Origin of the sequence: Ensifer sp. ZNC0028 (assembly GCF_000799055.1) — a bacterium.
GTDB lineage: Bacteria > Pseudomonadota > Alphaproteobacteria > Rhizobiales > Rhizobiaceae > Ensifer.
This window is the reverse complement of the sequence record NZ_JTLA01000182.1, coordinates 1-16,776: the sequence shown is the minus strand read 5'-3', so window position 1 is coordinate 16,776 and position 16,776 is coordinate 1. Positions and strand designations below refer to the sequence as shown.

The window sequence follows — 16,776 nt, the reverse complement described above, 5'->3', positions numbered from 1 at the left end:
CTGCTTGCCCTGGTCGTCGGTCAGGCGGATGCGCACCTCGATGCCGCTATCCTTCTGGAACTGCTCGATGAAATCCTGCGGCAGGAACTTGTCATAGGTGGTGATGTTGAGAACCGACCTCTGCGCATGCGCCGACCGGATGATGTAAGGCGCGGCGAGCATCGTAGCGCCCCCTGCCCCCAACAGCTTGAGCGCGCTCCTGCGATTGATTTTCTGCCCGATAGTCATTGTTCCTCCTCTCGCCTCCCAGCGTGACCTGATGGCGTCAGTGCGCCGCATGAGCGCTATCCTGATCCCGTCGCCAATCGCGCAACCGGATCGACCCGACTGCAGCCTGCCTAGAGATAAGCGCAGCAAATTTGACCCGTCTAATTGTTTTTGAGTCTGCGCCCATTCCAAAAGGTTATAGGCTAGGATTTGCGCCGGGACGGCGAATGGCGATATTTTGCAGGGGCCCCTGGCGGACGCATTGTCAACCTGCGCGCGCAAAGCTAGGTTGGAGCCAATTCGGACCTGCATGAAGTTATGAAATGAAGCGCGCACCGAACCTACGACAAATCGAGGCTCTCAAGGCCGTCATCGAATGCGGCACGGTCAGCCGTGCCGCGGAAGTCCTGCACATCTCGCAACCCGCTGTGAGCAAACTTCTGGCGCATCTGGAAGAAGATACGGAGCTTGAACTCTTCGAGCGCATCAAGGGGCGGCTCATTCCTTCGGAGCATGGGATGCGGCTCTACAAGGAAATCGATCGCGTCTTCGCCGGCATCAAGCAGATCGAGCGCGCCGTCGACCTGATCCGGCGCGAGGAACTGGGGCAGATCTCGGTCGGTGTGATGCCGGCGCTTTCCGGCCTCTTCATCAGCGACACCAACAAACGCTTTCTTGCCGGGCACGGCGACGCCTATATCTCGGTGGTGATCCGCAGTTCGCAGTTCATCGTCGAGTGGCTGCTATCCAAGCAGGTCGATATCGGCCTCATCAATCGCAACACGGACAACCCCTATATCGAGTGCGTTCCCTTGCGCGGCGGAGACCTCGTCTGCATTGCGCCGCGCGATCATCGCTTCGCTGCGAAACAGGAGATCGTGCCCGCCGACATCCACGGCGAGCCCTATATCGGCTTTGCCGCGGACAACCGCATCCGGCAAAAGATCGAAAGTACGCTCGATACCCACGGCACGCGGTTGAACTACATCATGGATGCGACCCTTGCGCCGGCGGTATGCGAAATGGTCGCCAACGGACTGGGGATCGCCATCGTCGATCCGGTGTTCGCCTTTGGCCAGCGCGACCGGCTGACGATCAGGCCGTTCCTGCCCAGCATCCCATCGGATCTCAGCCTCTGCTGGTTGCGCGACACGCGGAACCGTCATCTGGTCGACGCCTATGTCGAGGCAACCCGCGCGACGGTCCACGACATGCGACAAGCAATGGAGACGGTCTGAGGTCGCGTGTGGCGGCCCGCGGGATTTCGCGGCTTTACAAGCCTCGATCAGAAACCGAGATTACGGGCCTGACAGAACTGGTGATCCATGCCGACCACTCCCCTCCGTGTTGACGCATTTTCCGAAGCGCATGTTCCCGAGATGCTCGACTGGTTTTCGAGCCTGGAGGCGCTGGTCCAATGGGGCGGCCCCGGCCTCTCCTTTCCGCTGGAAGCAGCACAGCTCGAGGCGATGCTCGCCGGGACCGAAGGCGCCGAAGCCGAGCGCTTGATGTTTGCGGGGATCGTCGACGGCAAGCTCGCCGGCCATGCGCAGGTGGCGCTCGACTGGGCAAACGGCGTCGGCCGCCTCGCCCGAGTTGCCATCAATCCGCGCATGCGCGGACAGGGCCTCGCCCAGCCATTCCTCCGTGAAGTGACCCGCCGCTTTTTCGCCGACCCTGCCTTCGAGCGGCTGGAACTTAACGTCTACACCTTCAACGAGGCGGCGATCCGCACTTACCGCAGCCTCGGCTTTCAGGAAGAAGGCGTTCGACGCTCCTCCGCCAAGGTCGGGGATGCCAGGTGGGACACGGCGATCTACGGCCTGCTCAGAGGGGAATGGGCCGAGTGCGCCGCCGCCGCTCAGTAGGGCAAGCCGACATAGTTCTCCGCCAGCGCCGTCTCGGCCGCCACCGAATGAGTGAGGTAGCCGAGTTCGGCTTCCTGGATGCGCTGGTCGAAATCGCCGGTATCCGGAAAGCGATGCAGCATCGTGGTCATCCACCAGGAGAAGCGCACGGCCCTCCAGACGCGCGCCAGCGCCCGCGCCGAATAGGCGTCGATGCCGGCATTCGAACGGTCCTGGTAGTGTTCGAGCAGCCCCTCGAAGAGATAGTGCACGTCGCTGGCGGCCAGGTTCAGGCCCTTCGCGCCCGTTGGCGGCACGATATGGGCGGCATCTCCGACCAGGAAAAGGCGGCCGAAACGCATCGGCTCGGCAACGAAGGAGCGCAGCGGCGCGATCGATTTTTCGAAGGACGGTCCGGTCACCATCGCTTCGGCATGGTGTTGCGGCAAGCGCCGGCGCAGTTCGTCCCAGAAGCGTTCGTCGGACCAGTCCTCGATCTTCTCGCTCACCGCGCATTGGATGTAGTAGCGGCTGCGCGTCTGAGAGCGCATCGAGCAGAGCGCGAAGCCGCGCGGGTGGTTGGCATAGATCAGTTCGTGATCGACCGGCGGCACGTCGGCGAGGATACCGAGCCAACCGAAGGGATAGACCTTCTCGAAGGTCTTGAGCGCCTTTTCCGGCACGGCCTTGCGGCTGATCCCGTGAAAGCCGTCGCAACCGGCGATGAAGTCGCAATCGATGCGCTGGGCCGTGCCATCCTTTTCGAAGGTCACGTAGGGCTGGTGGCCGTCGAAGTCCTGCGGTTCGACATTGGCCGCCTCGTAGATCGTGACGGCCCCTGAATGCTCGCGATGCTCCATCAGGTCGCGCGTCAGTTCCGTCTGGCCATAGACCATGACGCGTTTGCCGCCGGTCAGATGCTTGAGATCGATACGATGGTCGCGACCGTCGAAGGCGAGCGAGAAGCCGTCATGCGGCAGCCCTTCCTTGTGCATGCGTGCGCCGGCTCGGGCGCGATCCATCAGGCCGACCGTGCCTTCCTCCAGCACGCCGGCGCGCACGCGACCGAGGATGTAGTCCTTGCTGACACGATCGACGATGACGTTGTCGATGCCGGCTTCCGTCAGCAATTGCCCAAGCAGAAGACCCGACGGGCCCGACCCGATGATGACGACCTTGGTGCGCATGCTCTCCTCCGGAATTAGCGGAATTGTCTTTTGGCAAAATCTGCGCTGGGCCGGCTTCGCTCTCAATGGACAAATCCGCCATGAAATTGCACAAATCGAACATGGCTTCAGGATGTGCGGCATGAAGAAGACGGTTCCGACCTACGAGCTCTACGGCGAAAAGTCTGGAGAACGGCCGGATTTCTGGCTGCATTGCGAGACGATTCCGTCACGAAGCAGCCTCTACCACTGGGAGATCGGGCTGCACCGGCACGAGAGCTTCTTTCAGATCTTGTACATTGCCGGCGGCTCCGGCGATGCCGTCTTCGGCAACGCGGTCAACATGATCGAACCGCCTGTCGTCATCACCGTTCCGCCGGCGCTCAGCCACGGCTTCCGCTTCTCACGTGACATCGACGGCTTCGTCTTCACCATCCTCGCTTCACATTTGAAGACGACGCCCGGCGAGCGCAGCCGCCTTGGCGCCTGGCTCGCCGCCCCGCATCTGATCCGGCTCGGCGGTGGCGAGGATGCGGCCTACATCGCCGCAACGCTCACGCGCCTCGCCAGGGAATGGGAGACCAGCCGCAGCAACCGCGCCGATCTTCTCGACGCCTATCTGACCGCTGCCCTGACGCTGACGGCACGTATCGACGAGACGAGCGACGAGCGGGATGACAGCAACGAGAGTGAAAACGAACGGCGGGTCCAGCGCTTCCAGGCGCTTTTGCAGCAGCACCATCGCGCCCATTGGCCGGCCGCCGCCTATGCCCGCGAACTCGGTCTGTCGCTCACTCATCTCAACCGGATCACGCGCGCAATCGCCGGGCTCAGCGCGCACGAAATGATTTCGCGAAAGCTCGTCGGAGAGGCTAGACGCGAACTCGTCTTCACCCGCGCCAGCGTGCAGGAAATCAGCTTCCGCCTCGGCTTTGCCGATCCGGCATATTTCTCCCGTTTCTTCGTACGCCAGACGGGCATGACGCCGCGCGCCTGGCGGCTCGCCGAGCGCGACAGGCTCGGCGCTTAGCAACGCCAAGTGTCAGGGGGCTGTGGTCCAATCCTCGACGCGCAGGCCGGGCACGCGATCGAACTCCCGGCGGTTGTTGGTCACCAGGATCAAACCTTGAGAGCGTGCATGACCAGCGATCAACTGATCGTAAGGCCCTATCGGAGTTCCGCTGCGGGCGAGTTCGGCACGCAACTGTCCGGTATGGGTCGCTGCCCCTTGATCATAGTTGAGGACTTCAAGACGGGCGGAAAAGCCTTCAATGACCGAAAGGTTGCGCTCGGGCATGGCGGATCTTTCCGCGCCATAGATCAGCTCCATCAGGCTGATCGAGCTGATGCACAATTGTCCGTGATGCCTGTTAAACGCCTCGCGAACCTGTTGCGGCCGGTTCTTGACCGTGTAGATGCAAATGTTCGTGTCGAGCATGTATTTCAGCATCAGAGTGACTCGCGCTCCTGGGCCTCCGGCTGCTCTCTCTCCACCATGAAATCGGCTGTTATGGGCTCGCCATCGAACCAGCTGTCCCAGGCTTCGCCAGCGGGCGTAATGATCCGCGTTCGCCCGACCGCGACAATATCGACACGTTTGACATCCTCCGGAAGCGCCACGGCCTTCGGCAGCCGGATCGCCTGACTGCGGTTGCTGAGAAAAACTGCGCCCTGTTCCGGCATTGCCGCCTCCGGGATATACTTTGCGTATATCCAAGATGGTTTCAGCCGCAGGATATGTCAATGGGATATACGAGCTCTCTCTCAGCTGGCGCCTGTTGGTCGCTTTGATCGAAGGGCGCTTGGTTATAGTCGACCACGACCGGCTTCCCCCCTCTCGGCAATCCAAAAAGACTTTTGCAACGACTCAAAACGGGAGCAGAATCAAGGCGGGTCCGAGGGGGACCCGGCGAAAATGCGGAGGAAGACATGGCAGTACGCGATCCGTCGCCCTCGTTGTACAACGAGGATCTAGCACCGGCCGAAGAGCGTCGCTGGGGCGCTTTCAGCATCTTCAATGTTTGGACATCCGACGTGCACAGCCTGTGGGGCTATTACCTAGCGGCAAGCCTGTTCCTGCTCTGCGGCAGCTTCATAAACTTCGTCATCGCCATCGGCATCGGATCGCTGGTGATCTTCTTCCTGATGAGCCTCGTCGGCAACGCGGGCGTGCGCACCGGTGTGCCCTTCCCCGTTCTCGCCCGCGCCTCCTTCGGCACCTTCGGTGCCAACGTACCGGCACTCGTTCGCGCCGTGGTCGCCTGCTTCTGGTATGGTGCGCAGACGGCTGCGGCGTCCGGCGCCATCGTCGCCCTTCTCATTCGCAACGAAGGCATGCTGGCCTTCCACCAGAACAGCCACATGCTCGGCCATTCGACGCTTGAGGTGATCTGCTACGTCGTCGTCTGGTCGCTGCAACTGCTGATCATTCAGCGCGGCATGGAGACCGTGCGCAAGTTCCAGGATTGGGCCGGCCCAGCCGTCTGGATCATGATGCTGATCCTTGCTGTCTACCTGATCGTCAAATCAGGCACCTTCTCCTTCGGCTCGGAAATCCCGCGCGACGTGCTCATCGAGAAAACCAAGGACGCGGGCGTTCCCTGGGAACCGGGCACGTTCCCCGCACTTGCGGCGGTCGCCGCCACCTGGATCACCTACTTCGCAGCGCTCTATCTGAACTTCTGCGACTTCTCGCGCTATGCGACCGACGTGAAGACCCTGCGCAAGGGCAATCTCTGGGGTCTGCCGATCAACCTGCTCGCCTTCTGCCTGGTCGCCGGCGTCACGACGACCGCTGCCTTTGCCGTCTATGGCGAAGTGCTGCTGCATCCGGACCAGATATCGGCGAAATTCGACAGCTGGTTCCTGGCTCTGCTTGCCGCGCTCACCTTTGCCGTTGCCACGCTCGGCATCAACGTCGTCGCAAACTTCGTGTCGCCGGCCTTCGACTTCGCCAACGTCTTCCCGCGGCAGATCAACTTCAAGCGCGGCGGCTACATCGCGGCGCTGATCGCCCTCATCCTCTACCCCTTCGCCCCTTGGGAAACGGGGGCTGCGCATTTCGTCAACTTCATCGGTTCGACGATGGGGCCGATCTTCGGGGTGATGATGGTCGATTACTACCTCATCCGCCGCGGCCAGCTAAACGTCGAGGCGCTCTATCACGAGGATGGCGAGTTCCGCTTCCAGGGCGGCTGGCACGGCAGCGCCTTCATCGCCTTTGCGATCGGCGCTCTGTTCTCGTCGATCCTGCCGACCTTCACCACCATCCTGCCGGCCTGGTGGGGCATTTATGGCTGGTTCTTCGGCGTCGCCATCGGCGGGGCGATCTACTACGTCTTGAGGATCGGCGCCCGCAAGCCGGCCTTTGCGGCCTGACCGCTTAGCAATGCGCCCGGGCAACGTGCACCGGGCACATTGCCGCTCATGTGGCAATGTGAGCGTTGAAATAGACGGCACCGGCCTGATCGCGCGGGCGCTCGAAAGCACCGCTGACCGAAAACGTCGTTTCGATCAGGCCGCTGTCGGCGAGCGAGTCGGCCGTGCCGCAAAACACGGTCCGACCTTTCGCCAGCAGCACGATCCGGTCGGCGATCGCCATGGCCTGGTTGAGGTCGTGGATCGCAACCACGACCGTCACCTGCCGCTCGCGGCGCAGACGGCACAGCAACTCCAGCACCTCCACCTGGTGGCCGATGTCGAGAAACGAGGTCGGCTCGTCGAGCAGCAGGATCTCTGCCTCCTGCGCCAGCGCCGCCGCAATCCAGGCCCGCTGACGCTCACCACCCGACAGAGCCCTCAGATCCCGGTGCGCGATATCGCGCAGATCGGCACTGTCGAGCGCCCAATCAACCGCCTGGCGATCGGCAGTGGAAAAGCCGCCGAAGGCGCCGGTATGGGCAAAGCGCCCATGCCGGACCAGTTGCTCGACGGTCATCCCCTCAGGCGAGAGCGGCGCCTGCGGCAGGAAGGAGAGCCGGCGCGCCAGCTGGCGACGCTTCCATGAGCGCACCGACCGGCCGTCGAGCGTGACGTCGCCGGCCTCCGGCACCGTCAGTCCCGCAAGCGCATGGAGTGCGGTGCTTTTGCCCGAGCCATTCGGGCCGATCAGCGCAACGATTTCGCCGCGGCCGAGCTCGAGGGCGAAGCTTGCGAGTGCGCAATGCCCGGCATAGCGTATGGTGACGTCGGCGGCTTTGAGATGCATCACGGCCTCATCGATAGCGGCGAAGAAGAACGAGCAGGAACGGCGCACCAGCAAAGGCTGTGACGACGCCGATTGGGATTTCCTCGGCGCCGCCGGCAAGCCGTCCGACGAGATCGGCCCCCACGACCAGTGTCGCGCCGATGAGCGCCGTCAGCGGCAGGACCACCGAAAAATGGCGGCCGGCCAGGAACCGTGCAAGATGCGGCACCACGAGCCCGATGAAAATCAGCGGACCGACGACGCCGACGGCACTGGCGGCAAGGACGCAGGCAACGGCGAGAACCAGCGTGAAATGCAGGCGATAATTCAGCCCGAAGGAGCGCGAGACGTCCTCTTCGAAGCGCAAGAGCGCCAGTGAACGGTGGAGGAACGGAAGCACGGCGAGAGCCGCGATCGTGAACGGCAGGAGAAAGAGCACGTGCTCCCAGCCGCGGGCATAGAGGCTGCCGGCCAGCCATTGCATGACGATCTCGAACCGGGCGCTGCCCCAGCCGACGATGATGCCCATGGCAAGCGCATGAAGAAAGGCGCCGATCGCGATGCCGCACAGCGTCACGCGCAGAGCGCTCAATCCCTTGCGCACGGCAAGCCCGTAAATCAGCGCCCCGGCCGCAAGCCCGCCGATGGCACCGGCGAGCGGCAGCCAGGCAACAGGCAAAGCGTAGAGCGTGTTGGCATCGGAGGCGACGCCATAGACCGTGACGAAGAGGAAGAGCGTCACCGCCAGCGTTGCCCCTTGGGAAATCCCCATGATGGTCGGGTCGGCCAGCGGGTTGCGCGTGACCGTCTGCAGCAGCGCGCCGGCGACCGCGAAATGCATGCCGGCGAGAATGCCGGTCAGGATGCGCGGGATCCGGATGGTCTCGATGATCAGCCGCGCGTTGTCGGTTCCGCGGCCGAGCAGAACGGCGACGACATCAGACAGCGGCAGGTCGGCGACGCCGAGCAGGATCGCCGCCAGCAGAAGGCCCGGAAACAGCGCGACCAGCAGCAAGCTGTGTCGCAGCGCTGGCGCTTCTCTCGTCGTTCCTCCCCTCATCGCCCCCCGCCTCCGGCACCGGACCACGGCCCGCGTTGTGTCAGATAGATGAACACCGGACCGCCGATCAGCGCGGTAAAGATGCTGACCGGAATTTCCCGGGGGGCGGCGACCGAGCGGGCGAGCGCGTCCGCCGTCATCAACAGGCATCCGCCAAGGGCGATGTTGAGGAGAAGCGCCCAGAGCGCCGAGCCTGGCCGCAACAGCCGGACGAGATGCGGGGCGGCCAGCCCGACAAAGGCAACGGGTCCTGCGACCGGCGTCACGCCGGCAACGAGGCAGATGGCGGCGACAAGCAGCAGGAGCTTCCACAGGGCGGGATTGGCGCCCATGCCGGCGGCGGCCTCGTCGCCGAGCGACAGGAGCGCGATGATGCGGTGGCAGGAAAGTGCAATGCCGAGCCCGACGACGATCCACGGCAGCATGTAGCCGACCTGCGCCCAGGATCTCCCTTGAAAGCCACCGGAAAGCCAGAACAGCACCGAGGGAGATTGCGGTCCGCCGCGCACCAGCAGGTAGGTGGTGACCGCGTTCAAGAACAGGGCAACCGTAATCCCGCCAAGTGCCAGATGCAGCGGAGAGGCCCGGCCACCCCGTGCTGCCCACAGCGTCAGCGCCGCGGCCGCCAAGCCGCCGACCATACCGATGGTCGGATAGAACGTGGAGGAGACGGCCGGGAAAAGGACGAAGGTCGCGACGATGAAGGCGACGGCGCCGGCAGTGACGCCGGTGAGGTCGGGCGCGGCCAGCGGATTGCGCGTGATCGATTGCAGCAGGTAGCCCGAGACGGCGAGCGCCGCGCCAGCGAGATAGGCGGCAATGCTTCTCGGCATGCGCAGCGTCCAGACGATGATCGAGTCGGTGCCGCCTGCCGGCGACGACAACGCCGTCAGCGCCTGGGAGAGCGTCATCGGCTTTGCGCCGAAGATCAGCGCCGCCACGCTGACGATCAGCGCCGCCGCGAGCAGCATCGCAAACCACAACGGCGCGCGCGCCTGTTCGCTCATGACCGTTGCTCCGACACGTTCCCTGTTGCAGCCATATCGGTCGTTGTCCGATGGAAGGCCCAAAAAAGGCCGATCGCGGCGGCAGCAAAGCCGAGGGCCATGCCGAGCCAGACGCCGGTGGCGCCGGGGGCGAGGTGGAAACCGATGACCCAGGCGGCCGGAGCGCCGATCAGCCAATAGCTTGCAAGCGTGATCCAGAAGCCGCTTGCGGCGCGGCCGACGCCGCGAAGCGCACCGATACCGATGTTCTGAGCGAAATCGGGCAGTTGGGCGAGCGCCGCGACGGACAGCAGCGCGGAAGCAGCCAGGTAGGTTGCGCCCCCGGCGCCTGCCGGCGACAAGGAAAACAGAGCCAGGATCGGCCCCGGCAACAGCAGGAATGCCAACGAGAAGATGGGGGCAACCGAGATGCCGAGCAGAAGCCCCGTTCTGCCGACCCGCCGGGCGCGTTCGCTGTCGGCGGCCGCAAAGGCTTCGCTGACCCCGACCGAAGTCGCGTGCGAGAGGCCGACCGACAGCATGAAGACGACATAGACGACCTGGTTGACCGCCGCCTGCGCGGCGAGCGCGGCGGCACCCCAGGCGCCGACCATGAGGGTGACGAGCGCCGTGAACCCGGCCTCGGAAGCGTAGGATCCGGCCGTCGGGATACCGATCGCAAGCAGCCGCCGGATAGCTGCGAAGACCTCCCCGATGGACGAGAGGCGCGAGAACGACAGCCGACGGTGCGTGATCCAGGCAATGGCTGCGAACTGCAAGAGGTAGGCGAGCGTGCTTGCGGCTGCGACGCCCGGAACGCCGAGCCTCGGCAGGCCGAAGGCACCGAACAGCAGGCCATAGTCGAGCAGGGCATTGACCAGAATGGTCGCAAGCGTGATCGCCAGCAGGACATTCGCCTGACGCCGGCCGACGACGACCCCACGATAGGCGTAGAAGCAGAAGAGCGGGATGATGCCGGGCGCCAGGAACAGCAGGTATTCCCGCGCAAGCTCGACGACGCCGGCATCCTGCCCGAGCCAGCGCAGGCCGCTGCCGCCGATCATCATCAACGCAGCCGAAATCAGCCCGGCAACAACGGCAATGCTCAGTGCACCCAGCAAATGGGACAGCGCAACCTCTTCGCCTGATGCCTCGGCCACCAGATTGGAGGTGCCGACGGTCAGGCCGAATCCGATGGTGCGCAGCAGGTTGAACACGGCGAGCCCGAGTGCGGCAGCCGCCAGCGCCTCGGCGCCAACCCAGCCGAGCATCAGCAGGTCGGTGGTCGAGATCGCGACCTGTGCAAGCTGTATCAGCGCCAGCGGCGTTGCCAGCTGGACGATGCGGTGCGCTTCGGAAACTGTAGGGCGGATACGAGGCATGAGAATTCACCGGCGCCGCAAACACAAGGGCCGGTTCACCTGTTACTGGATGGAGGCGGGGATGAACTTGCGGGCTTCCGTCTTCACGTCGATGGCTGGAAAGGCATCGGGGTAAAGCAGATGCGCTGCCTCGCGCAACACCATCTGGCGGGCGATGGGGCCATGCGCCTCGACCCAATGGTCGCCGACATAATGCACGCGTCCGTTCTTCACCGCCGAGAGCTGCTGCCAGATCGGATTGTTTTCCTGCGGGCGATCCGGGCCGTAGTCGTAGACGAAGATGACCTCCGGATCCTTCTCCAGCAGGGTTTCGAGGCTCATTTCCATGCCCCAGTTCCCCGGAACGGACGGCGTCGGGTTCTGACCGGCGATGTTGTCGCCACCAAGCGCCACCAGGATGGCCGCGGTCATGTTTTCCGAACGGAAGACCCAGGGAATGTCACCGCCCCACATTACGACGAACCGCGGATGCTTGTCCTTCGGCGCCTTCGCTGCAAAGGCATCGAGGTCGCTCTTGAAGGCAGCGTTGATCTCCTGCCCGCGTTTCGGCTGGCCGAGGATCGTCGACAGTTGCGCGATGGTGCGGTCGCTGTCGGCATAGAGTTCGAGGTCGTAGGCGAGATAGGGCGCGACCTTCTCGTACTGGGCGGCATTGCCTTCGGTGTAGCGGCGGATCGCAACCGTGAGATCCGGCTTTGCCTCCGCCAGCAGCTCGATGTTCGGGGTGGCGCGCTGGCCGATCTGCTTGACGCCATCGAGATAGCCGCCGAGGAAATCGGGATGGCGGCCTTCCACCATGTAGGTTGTGGCAACCGGCTTCAGGCCGAGGGCGAGCGCGACATCCGCAGCGAAATAGGAAACGGAGGCGACCCGCTGTGCTTTCGCCGGAATGGTGACCGCCACACCGCGATCGTCGATCACGTTGAAGGTGACGGCGTCTTCGGCGGCGGCACCGGCCGCCTGGCCGAGAACGCAGCCAGCAAGAACAACGGCGCCGATCAGCTGCGCGCGTGCGGCTGCAAAAAGCGGGCTGGGCATGGGGGCTCCTCTTGCCATTGCGGTGTCAACGTTGCCGGAGGACGAAAGCCAGCGGGCACCCGCGTCGCCGCATGGCTCGCCGCTTGCGGCAGGCACATGCCGATAACTGCGGAGGGCTTCCTCACGCCGCTGCGGGGCACCGAACCTCAGACCAAGAAAACGCGCGATCGCCATCAACAAACCTCCCGGCATCAGGCTTCCTGCCTTCCAATATGGAGGATTGTTGATATTTATGGTCAAGTTATTTGCAAGCGAAAGGTTCTCACGCCGGCATGAAAAAATTGCAAGCCAAACGGTTCAAGCTTCCGCCGCTCAGCGTGCTGCCGGCTTTCTCGGCGGCGGCGCGCACGGGCAGCCTGACGCTCGCGGCCGCCGAGATGCATCTGACGCCGGGCGCGGTCAGCCGCCAGATCAAGGCGCTCGAAGACGCGCTGGGCACGCCGCTTTTTCACCGCAGCCACAACGCGATTGCGCTGACGGCCACCGGGCGCCAGTTTCTCACCCACGTGAACGGTGCGCTCGCCACGCTTGAGACGGGCGCGCGCGCGGTCAGCCCTGAACGCTCCCGCCTGGTGATCCAGGCGCCGATCACCATCGCACGCCGCTGGCTGATCCCCCGGATCGGCTCCTATCGGCAGGCGCATCCGAGCGAGGATCTCGTCATCCAGTCCCTGGCGCTGGGTGCTGCCGAGCCAGCGGATATCACGATCACCTATCGCCGCTGCGGCGACAGCGACGATCACGCGCTCGCCTTTCTGGTGGACCGCACGCTCGCGGTGTGCTCGCCGCAGTTTTTTGCGCGATCCGAACGCGAGTTCGACGCCCGCGACGTACTCGGCCTGCCGATCCTTCTCGACACCGCCGACGCCTGGTCCTGGCGGCGGTGGTGCGATGCGGCTGCGATCCCTTTCGAACCGAAGGGCGGCAGCATCGGCTTCGACACGGACGAGGCTGCCATCGACGCCTGCATTTCCGGCCTCGGCATCGCCCAGGTCAGCCCGGCCTTCATCGAGAAGGAGCTCAGAAGCGGCCAGCTGATCGCGCTTTGCCCATCGATTTCACCGATCGTCGGGGCGTATGAGATCGCAAGGCGCGCGCTGTCGGGCACGCCGGACAGCTTTTCCACGTGGCTTTCGCAATGGGGCCACGCGGAACTCTAGCCGGGGGATGCCGCTCCGCACGCGACGCCGTCATGAGCGTCGCTTCGGGAGACCGAGGATTTCGCGCACGCCGTTCTTGGTGAAGGGTTGCGCCAGTTGCGCCAGGAAGCCTCGGGCGATCTGGCCCTTGATGCCGATGTCGGTCGAGGACGGACGGTCGGGGTTATAGTACGTGCCGAACAAAAGGTCCCAGACGACGACGTTCTCGCCGTAGTTCATGTTGCCCTCGCGGAGGTCCTTCGAATGATGCCAGCGGTGCAGCCGCGGCGTGCTGAAGAGATAGTCGAAGGGACCTGTGCGCATGTCGACGTTGCAGTGGGTGAGAATGCCCATGAAGGCCGTGACCGCGCCGAGCCACCAGAAAACGTGCAGGGGAGCGCCGAGGCAATAGAGCGGGATCTGGCTCATGGCGATCTTGAACAGCGAATCGGCCACGTGGAAGCGGCCGGTATTGATGACCCAGAGGCGAACGACGCTGTGATGCAGCGCGTGGAACCGCCAGAAGAACAGCTTTTCGTGGGCGATCCGATGCGACCAATAGAGGCCGAATTCGGCGACGACCACCGCAAGCGCCACCTGAAGCACCATCGGCCAATCCGATGGCCAGAGACCAAACTTGAGCGCTGCGAGCGGCTGCAGGATATTGGCGGCATACATGGGAAAGACGGCGGCGATCAGGCCAGCCGCCTGCAGCAGGCCCTTCGTCGCCAGCGTGTGGCCAATGTCGTTCACCGTTTCGCCGTCCGACTGAAGCCAGCCCCGCTCGTAGGGAATGTAGCGCTCGAGAAGAAACAGGATGAAGACGGCGGCCGCGTAGACCGCCACAAATCCGACCATCGGCTTTGCGCTCGCGAACGCGTAGTACGCGCCGAGCAGCCCGCCGAAAAACACCAGCGGCCAGGACAGATACCCAAGCACTAATCTGAAAACCTGTCCAAGCTTCGACACGGTGTCTCTGCGCTCTGCCTTCATCAACGACGCTCCATCCATTCAAGCAGTTCCCGGCATGTGCGCGGCCGGCCGTCGCTGACGCGCCCGTCGCTACATGCATCCAGGCGATGGTCCTCCTCGGACCAGCCGCCTCTTCCATGCCGGTACATGCGCCTGATCTCGGCGCAGGTTCGCGGCGTTCCATCACTTAACCGACCATCACGACAGGGATCGTACAAAGGCTGCACGGTCCGATACGGATTGTCCGCAATCCACATTCCCTTTTCTTCGGCATGACTTGGGCTCGCGCTGAAAAGGATCAACCACATCGGTAAAATGGCCAGGCGCATCGACAACGTCCTTTGTTGAAACGTTGCGCGAGCTTTGCGGGGAGTGGATTGCACCAGCATTGCAGGAGACGGGAAGATGCAATCAGTCGCCTGTGGATGCAACCGCTCATTGACGATGAAAAGAGAATCAATCATTCTCTTTTCATCGTCAATGGAAGCTGGACCGATGCGCGCTCCCAATCCCGAACTCTCGCAACTGGAATCGGACGACTTTTCCGCGCTGGACGCGACCGAACAGGCCCGTCTCGTCTCGACGGATGAAGCCTCGCCGCTCGAACTCGTCGAAGCCGCCATCCGGCGCATCGAGAGGCGCGAGCCGCACGTCAACGCCCTTGCATCCGCGGATTTCGATCACGCGCGCAAGTGCGCCGGCGCTTTTCGTCCGCAAGCGAACATGCCGTTTGCAGGCGTGCCGACCCTGCTCAAGGACCTGCTTGCCTATCCCGGCCATGCGGCCGGATTCGGCTCGCGCCTCTTCAAGGGACAGCCCGCCCAAGCCGGATCGGATTACACGGATGCTCTTGACAAGGCCGGCCTGATCGTCCTCGGCAAGACGACCACATCGGAGTTCGGCCTGCTCGGCACCACCGAGACCCTCGCCCATGGCGCCACGCGCAATCCGTGGAATTTCGCTCTTTCGACCGGCGGCTCGTCCGGCGGTGCGGTGGCGGCCGTTGCCTGCGGCATGGTACCGATCGCCCACGCCTCCGACGGCGGCGGCTCGATCCGTGGCCCCTCCTCCTTCTGCGGGCTACTCGGTTTCAAGCCGAGCCGCAACCGCACGGTGAATGCCGGCCTGCCGCCGGCGATGCCGACGGCGCGGCTGATCAGCGACCATTGTGTCAGCCGCTCGGTGCGCGACAGCGCCGCGTGGTTGGCGGCAACCGAACGGCCGGACCTGACCCAACCATTGCCTGCGATCGACGACATGCGCCGTGGCCCGCAGAAACGACTGCGCATCGGCATTTATCGCCACGATGTCTTTAAGCGCGGCGTGTCCGAAGTGGTCGAGGACGCGCTTAACGCGGCGATCACGCTGTGTACGGCCTTGGGGCACGAGATCGTCGAGTGCACTGGCCCCGACGTCAACGCGCAGGAAACCAGCCGCGCCTTCTTCAACCTGACCGGAATTGTTCTTTCCGGCCTGTTCGACCAGATCGCAGCCGCGATGGGTGGCGCTTTCGATGAGACCTTGTTCGAGCCCTACACGGTCGAGCTCGTCCGCCGGGCCCGGCGGCTACCGGAGACGGCAATCACGGGGGCGATCGGCGCAACGATGAGGGCCGAGGCGAGCGCAAATCAGGCAATCTCCGGCTATGACGTGCTGCTTTCGCCCACCGTCCCCTTCACGGCCTTTCCGCTGGGGACGCGAGGCCCGACCGAAGATCCGGACCAGCTCATCGCCTTTACCGAACGCCTCGCCGGCTTCACCAACGTGGCCTCCTTTGCCGGATGGCCCGCCATGTCGGTGCCGCTTTTCTGGTCGCCCTCGGGGCTGCCGGTCGGCTGCCATTTCGCGGCGGCAGCCGGCGAGGACGCGCTGCTCTTCTCGCTTGCCTTCCAGCTGGAAGAAGCAGCCCCCTGGCAACCAAGGCTCGTCGAGCTTGCAGGAAGGCTCGCATGCCCCAGCGCCTGAAGCAGGAAGTGCGTGAGCGGCTGCTTGCGGCTGCGGCTGCGGTGTTTGCCGAGCAAGGCTTCGAGAAGGCCCGACTTGCCGACGTGGCGGAACGGGCAGGCACCAGCTCGAGCAACATCTACAAATACGTCGCCGACAAGGAAGCGCTGTTTTACGAGATCGTGACACCGGAGCTTGCCGGGCAATTGTTGCGCCTGCTGCGCGCCCGCGTGCGGGAACTGCGGTCAGTTGGCATCTGGCTGGAGGCCGATGCTTCCGGATCCGAGCATGCCCGGGCACTGCTGTCATTCTGGATCGAACAGCGGCTCGCGGTGCTGATCCTGCTTCGCGGCGCCGACGGCACGCGCTACGCCCATGTCCGCAAACTGATGATCCGGGAGATGGTGCGGCTGGCTTCGCGCTACCTGACCGACAAGGGCGACGAGCAAGCCCTGACGCCGCTGATGGGCTTCATGCTCGAGCGAACCTTCACCCGAACGCTGGACACCATTGCCGATACGCTCAGTGAATACCGTGACGCTCCGTCCATCCAGTCGGCCATAGCACTCTTCTGGCGCTATCAGCTTGCGGGGCTGCAATCGCTTCTGGACCCGGACGCGCCGGGCGGCGATCGTCAGGCCTTCGCCGGCCCCGATCAATCGTCCGAGTAGCGCTCCTCGCGCCACGGGTCGCCACGCATGTGGTAGCCGTTGCGCTCCCAGAAACCAGGCATGTCACCTTCGCGAAAGTCGATGCGCGTCAGCCACTTGGCACTCTTCCACAAATAGAGATGCGGAACGACGAGCCGCATCGGCCCGCCATGGGTACGGCCGATCGGCTGGTCCTCCC

19 protein-coding genes are annotated in these 16,776 nt (G+C 64.0%); 7 read left to right on the top strand and 12 right to left on the bottom strand.

Annotated features, from left to right (window positions below; all coding sequences use genetic code 11):
* On the bottom strand, positions 1-228 hold a 228-nt coding region (locus tag L981_RS34235; RefSeq protein ID WP_156134317.1), incomplete at its 3' end, for a twin-arginine translocation signal domain-containing protein.
* A 302-nt stretch (positions 229-530) separates the two neighbouring features.
* On the opposite strand from L981_RS34235, the gene L981_RS31935 reads away from it, so the two are divergent.
* Positions 531-1,445: a LysR substrate-binding domain-containing protein gene (locus L981_RS31935; protein WP_043626415.1), complete on the top strand. Its 915-nt coding sequence runs from the start codon at positions 531-533 to the stop codon at positions 1,443-1,445.
* A gap of 87 nt (positions 1,446-1,532) precedes the next feature.
* Complete coding sequence (locus tag L981_RS31930; RefSeq protein ID WP_043626412.1) at positions 1,533-2,075, top strand: GNAT family N-acetyltransferase; 543 nt, start codon at positions 1,533-1,535, stop codon at positions 2,073-2,075.
* Here the strand turns inward: L981_RS31930 and pobA are convergent.
* Positions 2,069-3,241, bottom strand: a complete 1,173-nt coding sequence (gene pobA / locus L981_RS31925) for a 4-hydroxybenzoate 3-monooxygenase (protein ID WP_043626409.1) — start codon at positions 3,239-3,241, stop codon at positions 2,069-2,071. The genes L981_RS31930 and pobA overlap by 7 nt on opposite strands.
* Positions 3,242-3,362: 121 nt before the next feature.
* Here pobA and L981_RS31920 point away from each other — a divergent pair, with 121 nt between their 5' ends.
* Positions 3,363-4,250 (top strand): helix-turn-helix domain-containing protein, encoded by an 888-nt coding sequence (locus tag L981_RS31920; protein ID WP_043626437.1) that lies wholly within the window; start codon positions 3,363-3,365, stop codon positions 4,248-4,250.
* A gap of 12 nt (positions 4,251-4,262) precedes the next feature.
* Here L981_RS31920 and vapC read toward each other — a convergent pair whose 3' ends face one another.
* Both vapC and vapB read right to left on the bottom strand, forming a co-directional pair.
* The gene (gene vapC, locus L981_RS31915) at positions 4,263-4,670 is read right to left on the bottom strand and encodes a tRNA(fMet)-specific endonuclease VapC (RefSeq protein ID WP_043626407.1); all 408 of its coding nucleotides are present in this window, start codon (positions 4,668-4,670) and stop codon (positions 4,263-4,265) included.
* Positions 4,670-4,903 carry a type II toxin-antitoxin system VapB family antitoxin gene (gene vapB, locus L981_RS31910; RefSeq protein ID WP_043626405.1) on the bottom strand — a complete coding sequence of 78 codons (234 nt, stop codon included), beginning with the start codon at positions 4,901-4,903 and terminating at the stop codon, positions 4,670-4,672. The genes vapC and vapB overlap by 1 nt, the downstream gene beginning before the upstream one ends.
* Positions 4,904-5,149: 246 nt before the next feature.
* Between vapB and L981_RS31905 the strand changes: the two genes are divergently transcribed.
* Positions 5,150-6,598 (top strand): NCS1 family nucleobase:cation symporter-1, encoded by a 1,449-nt coding sequence (locus L981_RS31905; RefSeq protein WP_043626402.1) that lies wholly within the window; start codon positions 5,150-5,152, stop codon positions 6,596-6,598.
* 46 nt (positions 6,599-6,644) lie between these two features.
* Here L981_RS31905 and L981_RS31900 read toward each other — a convergent pair whose 3' ends face one another.
* From L981_RS31900 to L981_RS31880, 5 genes are read right to left on the bottom strand one after another with little or no spacing between them, the layout of a single operon-like run.
* Positions 6,645-7,427 (bottom strand): ABC transporter ATP-binding protein, encoded by a 783-nt coding sequence (locus L981_RS31900; RefSeq protein WP_052202133.1) that lies wholly within the window; start codon positions 7,425-7,427, stop codon positions 6,645-6,647.
* A gap of 7 nt (positions 7,428-7,434) precedes the next feature.
* Positions 7,435-8,466: an iron ABC transporter permease gene (locus L981_RS31895; RefSeq protein ID WP_052202130.1), complete on the bottom strand. Its 1,032-nt coding sequence runs from the start codon at positions 8,464-8,466 to the stop codon at positions 7,435-7,437.
* On the bottom strand, positions 8,463-9,473 hold the full coding sequence (locus L981_RS31890) for an iron ABC transporter permease (protein ID WP_043626399.1): 1,011 nt from the start codon (positions 9,471-9,473) through the stop codon (positions 8,463-8,465). Before L981_RS31890 ends, L981_RS31895 begins: the two co-directional genes overlap by 4 nt.
* Positions 9,470-10,834: an MATE family efflux transporter gene (locus tag L981_RS31885; RefSeq protein WP_043626396.1), complete on the bottom strand. Its 1,365-nt coding sequence runs from the start codon at positions 10,832-10,834 to the stop codon at positions 9,470-9,472. The genes L981_RS31890 and L981_RS31885 overlap by 4 nt, the downstream gene beginning before the upstream one ends.
* 42 nt (positions 10,835-10,876) lie before the next feature.
* Positions 10,877-11,872 (bottom strand): ABC transporter substrate-binding protein, encoded by a 996-nt coding sequence (locus L981_RS31880; protein WP_043626428.1) that lies wholly within the window; start codon positions 11,870-11,872, stop codon positions 10,877-10,879.
* 272 nt (positions 11,873-12,144) lie between these two features.
* Between L981_RS31880 and L981_RS31875 the strand changes: the two genes are divergently transcribed.
* Positions 12,145-13,032: a LysR substrate-binding domain-containing protein gene (locus tag L981_RS31875; RefSeq protein ID WP_043626393.1), complete on the top strand. Its 888-nt coding sequence runs from the start codon at positions 12,145-12,147 to the stop codon at positions 13,030-13,032.
* Positions 13,033-13,062: 30 nt separating this feature from the next.
* Here L981_RS31875 and L981_RS31870 read toward each other — a convergent pair whose 3' ends face one another.
* Both L981_RS31870 and L981_RS31865 read right to left on the bottom strand, forming a co-directional pair.
* Positions 13,063-14,004, bottom strand: coding sequence for a sterol desaturase family protein (locus L981_RS31870; protein ID WP_052202129.1), 942 nt, complete (start codon positions 14,002-14,004; stop codon positions 13,063-13,065).
* Positions 14,004-14,447, bottom strand: a complete 444-nt coding sequence (locus tag L981_RS31865) for a hypothetical protein (RefSeq protein ID WP_043626390.1) — start codon at positions 14,445-14,447, stop codon at positions 14,004-14,006. The genes L981_RS31870 and L981_RS31865 overlap by 1 nt, the downstream gene beginning before the upstream one ends.
* Before the next feature lie 31 nt (positions 14,448-14,478).
* On the opposite strand from L981_RS31865, the gene L981_RS31860 reads away from it, so the two are divergent.
* Positions 14,479-15,948: an amidase gene (locus tag L981_RS31860; protein WP_052202131.1), complete on the top strand. Its 1,470-nt coding sequence runs from the start codon at positions 14,479-14,481 to the stop codon at positions 15,946-15,948.
* Positions 15,933-16,598, top strand: a complete 666-nt coding sequence (locus L981_RS31855) for a TetR/AcrR family transcriptional regulator (protein WP_052202128.1) — start codon at positions 15,933-15,935, stop codon at positions 16,596-16,598. Before L981_RS31860 ends, L981_RS31855 begins: the two co-directional genes overlap by 16 nt.
* Here L981_RS31855 and L981_RS31850 read toward each other — a convergent pair.
* Positions 16,583-16,776: molybdopterin-dependent oxidoreductase (locus tag L981_RS31850; RefSeq protein WP_043626387.1), on the bottom strand; the 194-nt coding region annotated here is incomplete at its 5' end. The genes L981_RS31855 and L981_RS31850 overlap by 16 nt on opposite strands.

Excerpts from the sequence above, each read along its gene's own strand:
- L981_RS31935 (WP_043626415.1), top strand. The coding sequence starts at position 531 with ATGAAGCGCGCACCGAACCTACGACAAATCGAGGCTCTCAAGGCCGTC.
- L981_RS31930 (WP_043626412.1), top strand. The coding sequence starts at position 1,533 with ATGCCGACCACTCCCCTCCGTGTTGACGCATTTTCCGAAGCGCATGTT.
- pobA (WP_043626409.1), bottom strand. The coding sequence starts at position 3,241 with ATGCGCACCAAGGTCGTCATCATCGGGTCGGGCCCGTCGGGTCTTCTG.
- L981_RS31920 (WP_043626437.1), top strand. The coding sequence starts at position 3,363 with ATGAAGAAGACGGTTCCGACCTACGAGCTCTACGGCGAAAAGTCTGGA.
- vapC (WP_043626407.1), bottom strand. The coding sequence starts at position 4,670 with ATGCTGAAATACATGCTCGACACGAACATTTGCATCTACACGGTCAAG.
- vapB (WP_043626405.1), bottom strand. The coding sequence starts at position 4,903 with ATGCCGGAACAGGGCGCAGTTTTTCTCAGCAACCGCAGTCAGGCGATC.
- L981_RS31905 (WP_043626402.1), top strand. The coding sequence starts at position 5,150 with ATGGCAGTACGCGATCCGTCGCCCTCGTTGTACAACGAGGATCTAGCA.
- L981_RS31900 (WP_052202133.1), bottom strand. The coding sequence starts at position 7,427 with ATGCATCTCAAAGCCGCCGACGTCACCATACGCTATGCCGGGCATTGC.
- L981_RS31895 (WP_052202130.1), bottom strand. The coding sequence starts at position 8,466 with ATGAGGGGAGGAACGACGAGAGAAGCGCCAGCGCTGCGACACAGCTTG.
- L981_RS31890 (WP_043626399.1), bottom strand. The coding sequence starts at position 9,473 with ATGAGCGAACAGGCGCGCGCGCCGTTGTGGTTTGCGATGCTGCTCGCG.
- L981_RS31885 (WP_043626396.1), bottom strand. The coding sequence starts at position 10,834 with ATGCCTCGTATCCGCCCTACAGTTTCCGAAGCGCACCGCATCGTCCAG.
- L981_RS31880 (WP_043626428.1), bottom strand. The coding sequence starts at position 11,872 with ATGCCCAGCCCGCTTTTTGCAGCCGCACGCGCGCAGCTGATCGGCGCC.
- L981_RS31875 (WP_043626393.1), top strand. The coding sequence starts at position 12,145 with ATGAAAAAATTGCAAGCCAAACGGTTCAAGCTTCCGCCGCTCAGCGTG.
- L981_RS31870 (WP_052202129.1), bottom strand. The coding sequence starts at position 14,004 with ATGAAGGCAGAGCGCAGAGACACCGTGTCGAAGCTTGGACAGGTTTTC.
- L981_RS31865 (WP_043626390.1), bottom strand. The coding sequence starts at position 14,447 with ATGATTGATTCTCTTTTCATCGTCAATGAGCGGTTGCATCCACAGGCG.
- L981_RS31860 (WP_052202131.1), top strand. The coding sequence starts at position 14,479 with ATGCGCGCTCCCAATCCCGAACTCTCGCAACTGGAATCGGACGACTTT.
- L981_RS31855 (WP_052202128.1), top strand. The coding sequence starts at position 15,933 with ATGCCCCAGCGCCTGAAGCAGGAAGTGCGTGAGCGGCTGCTTGCGGCT.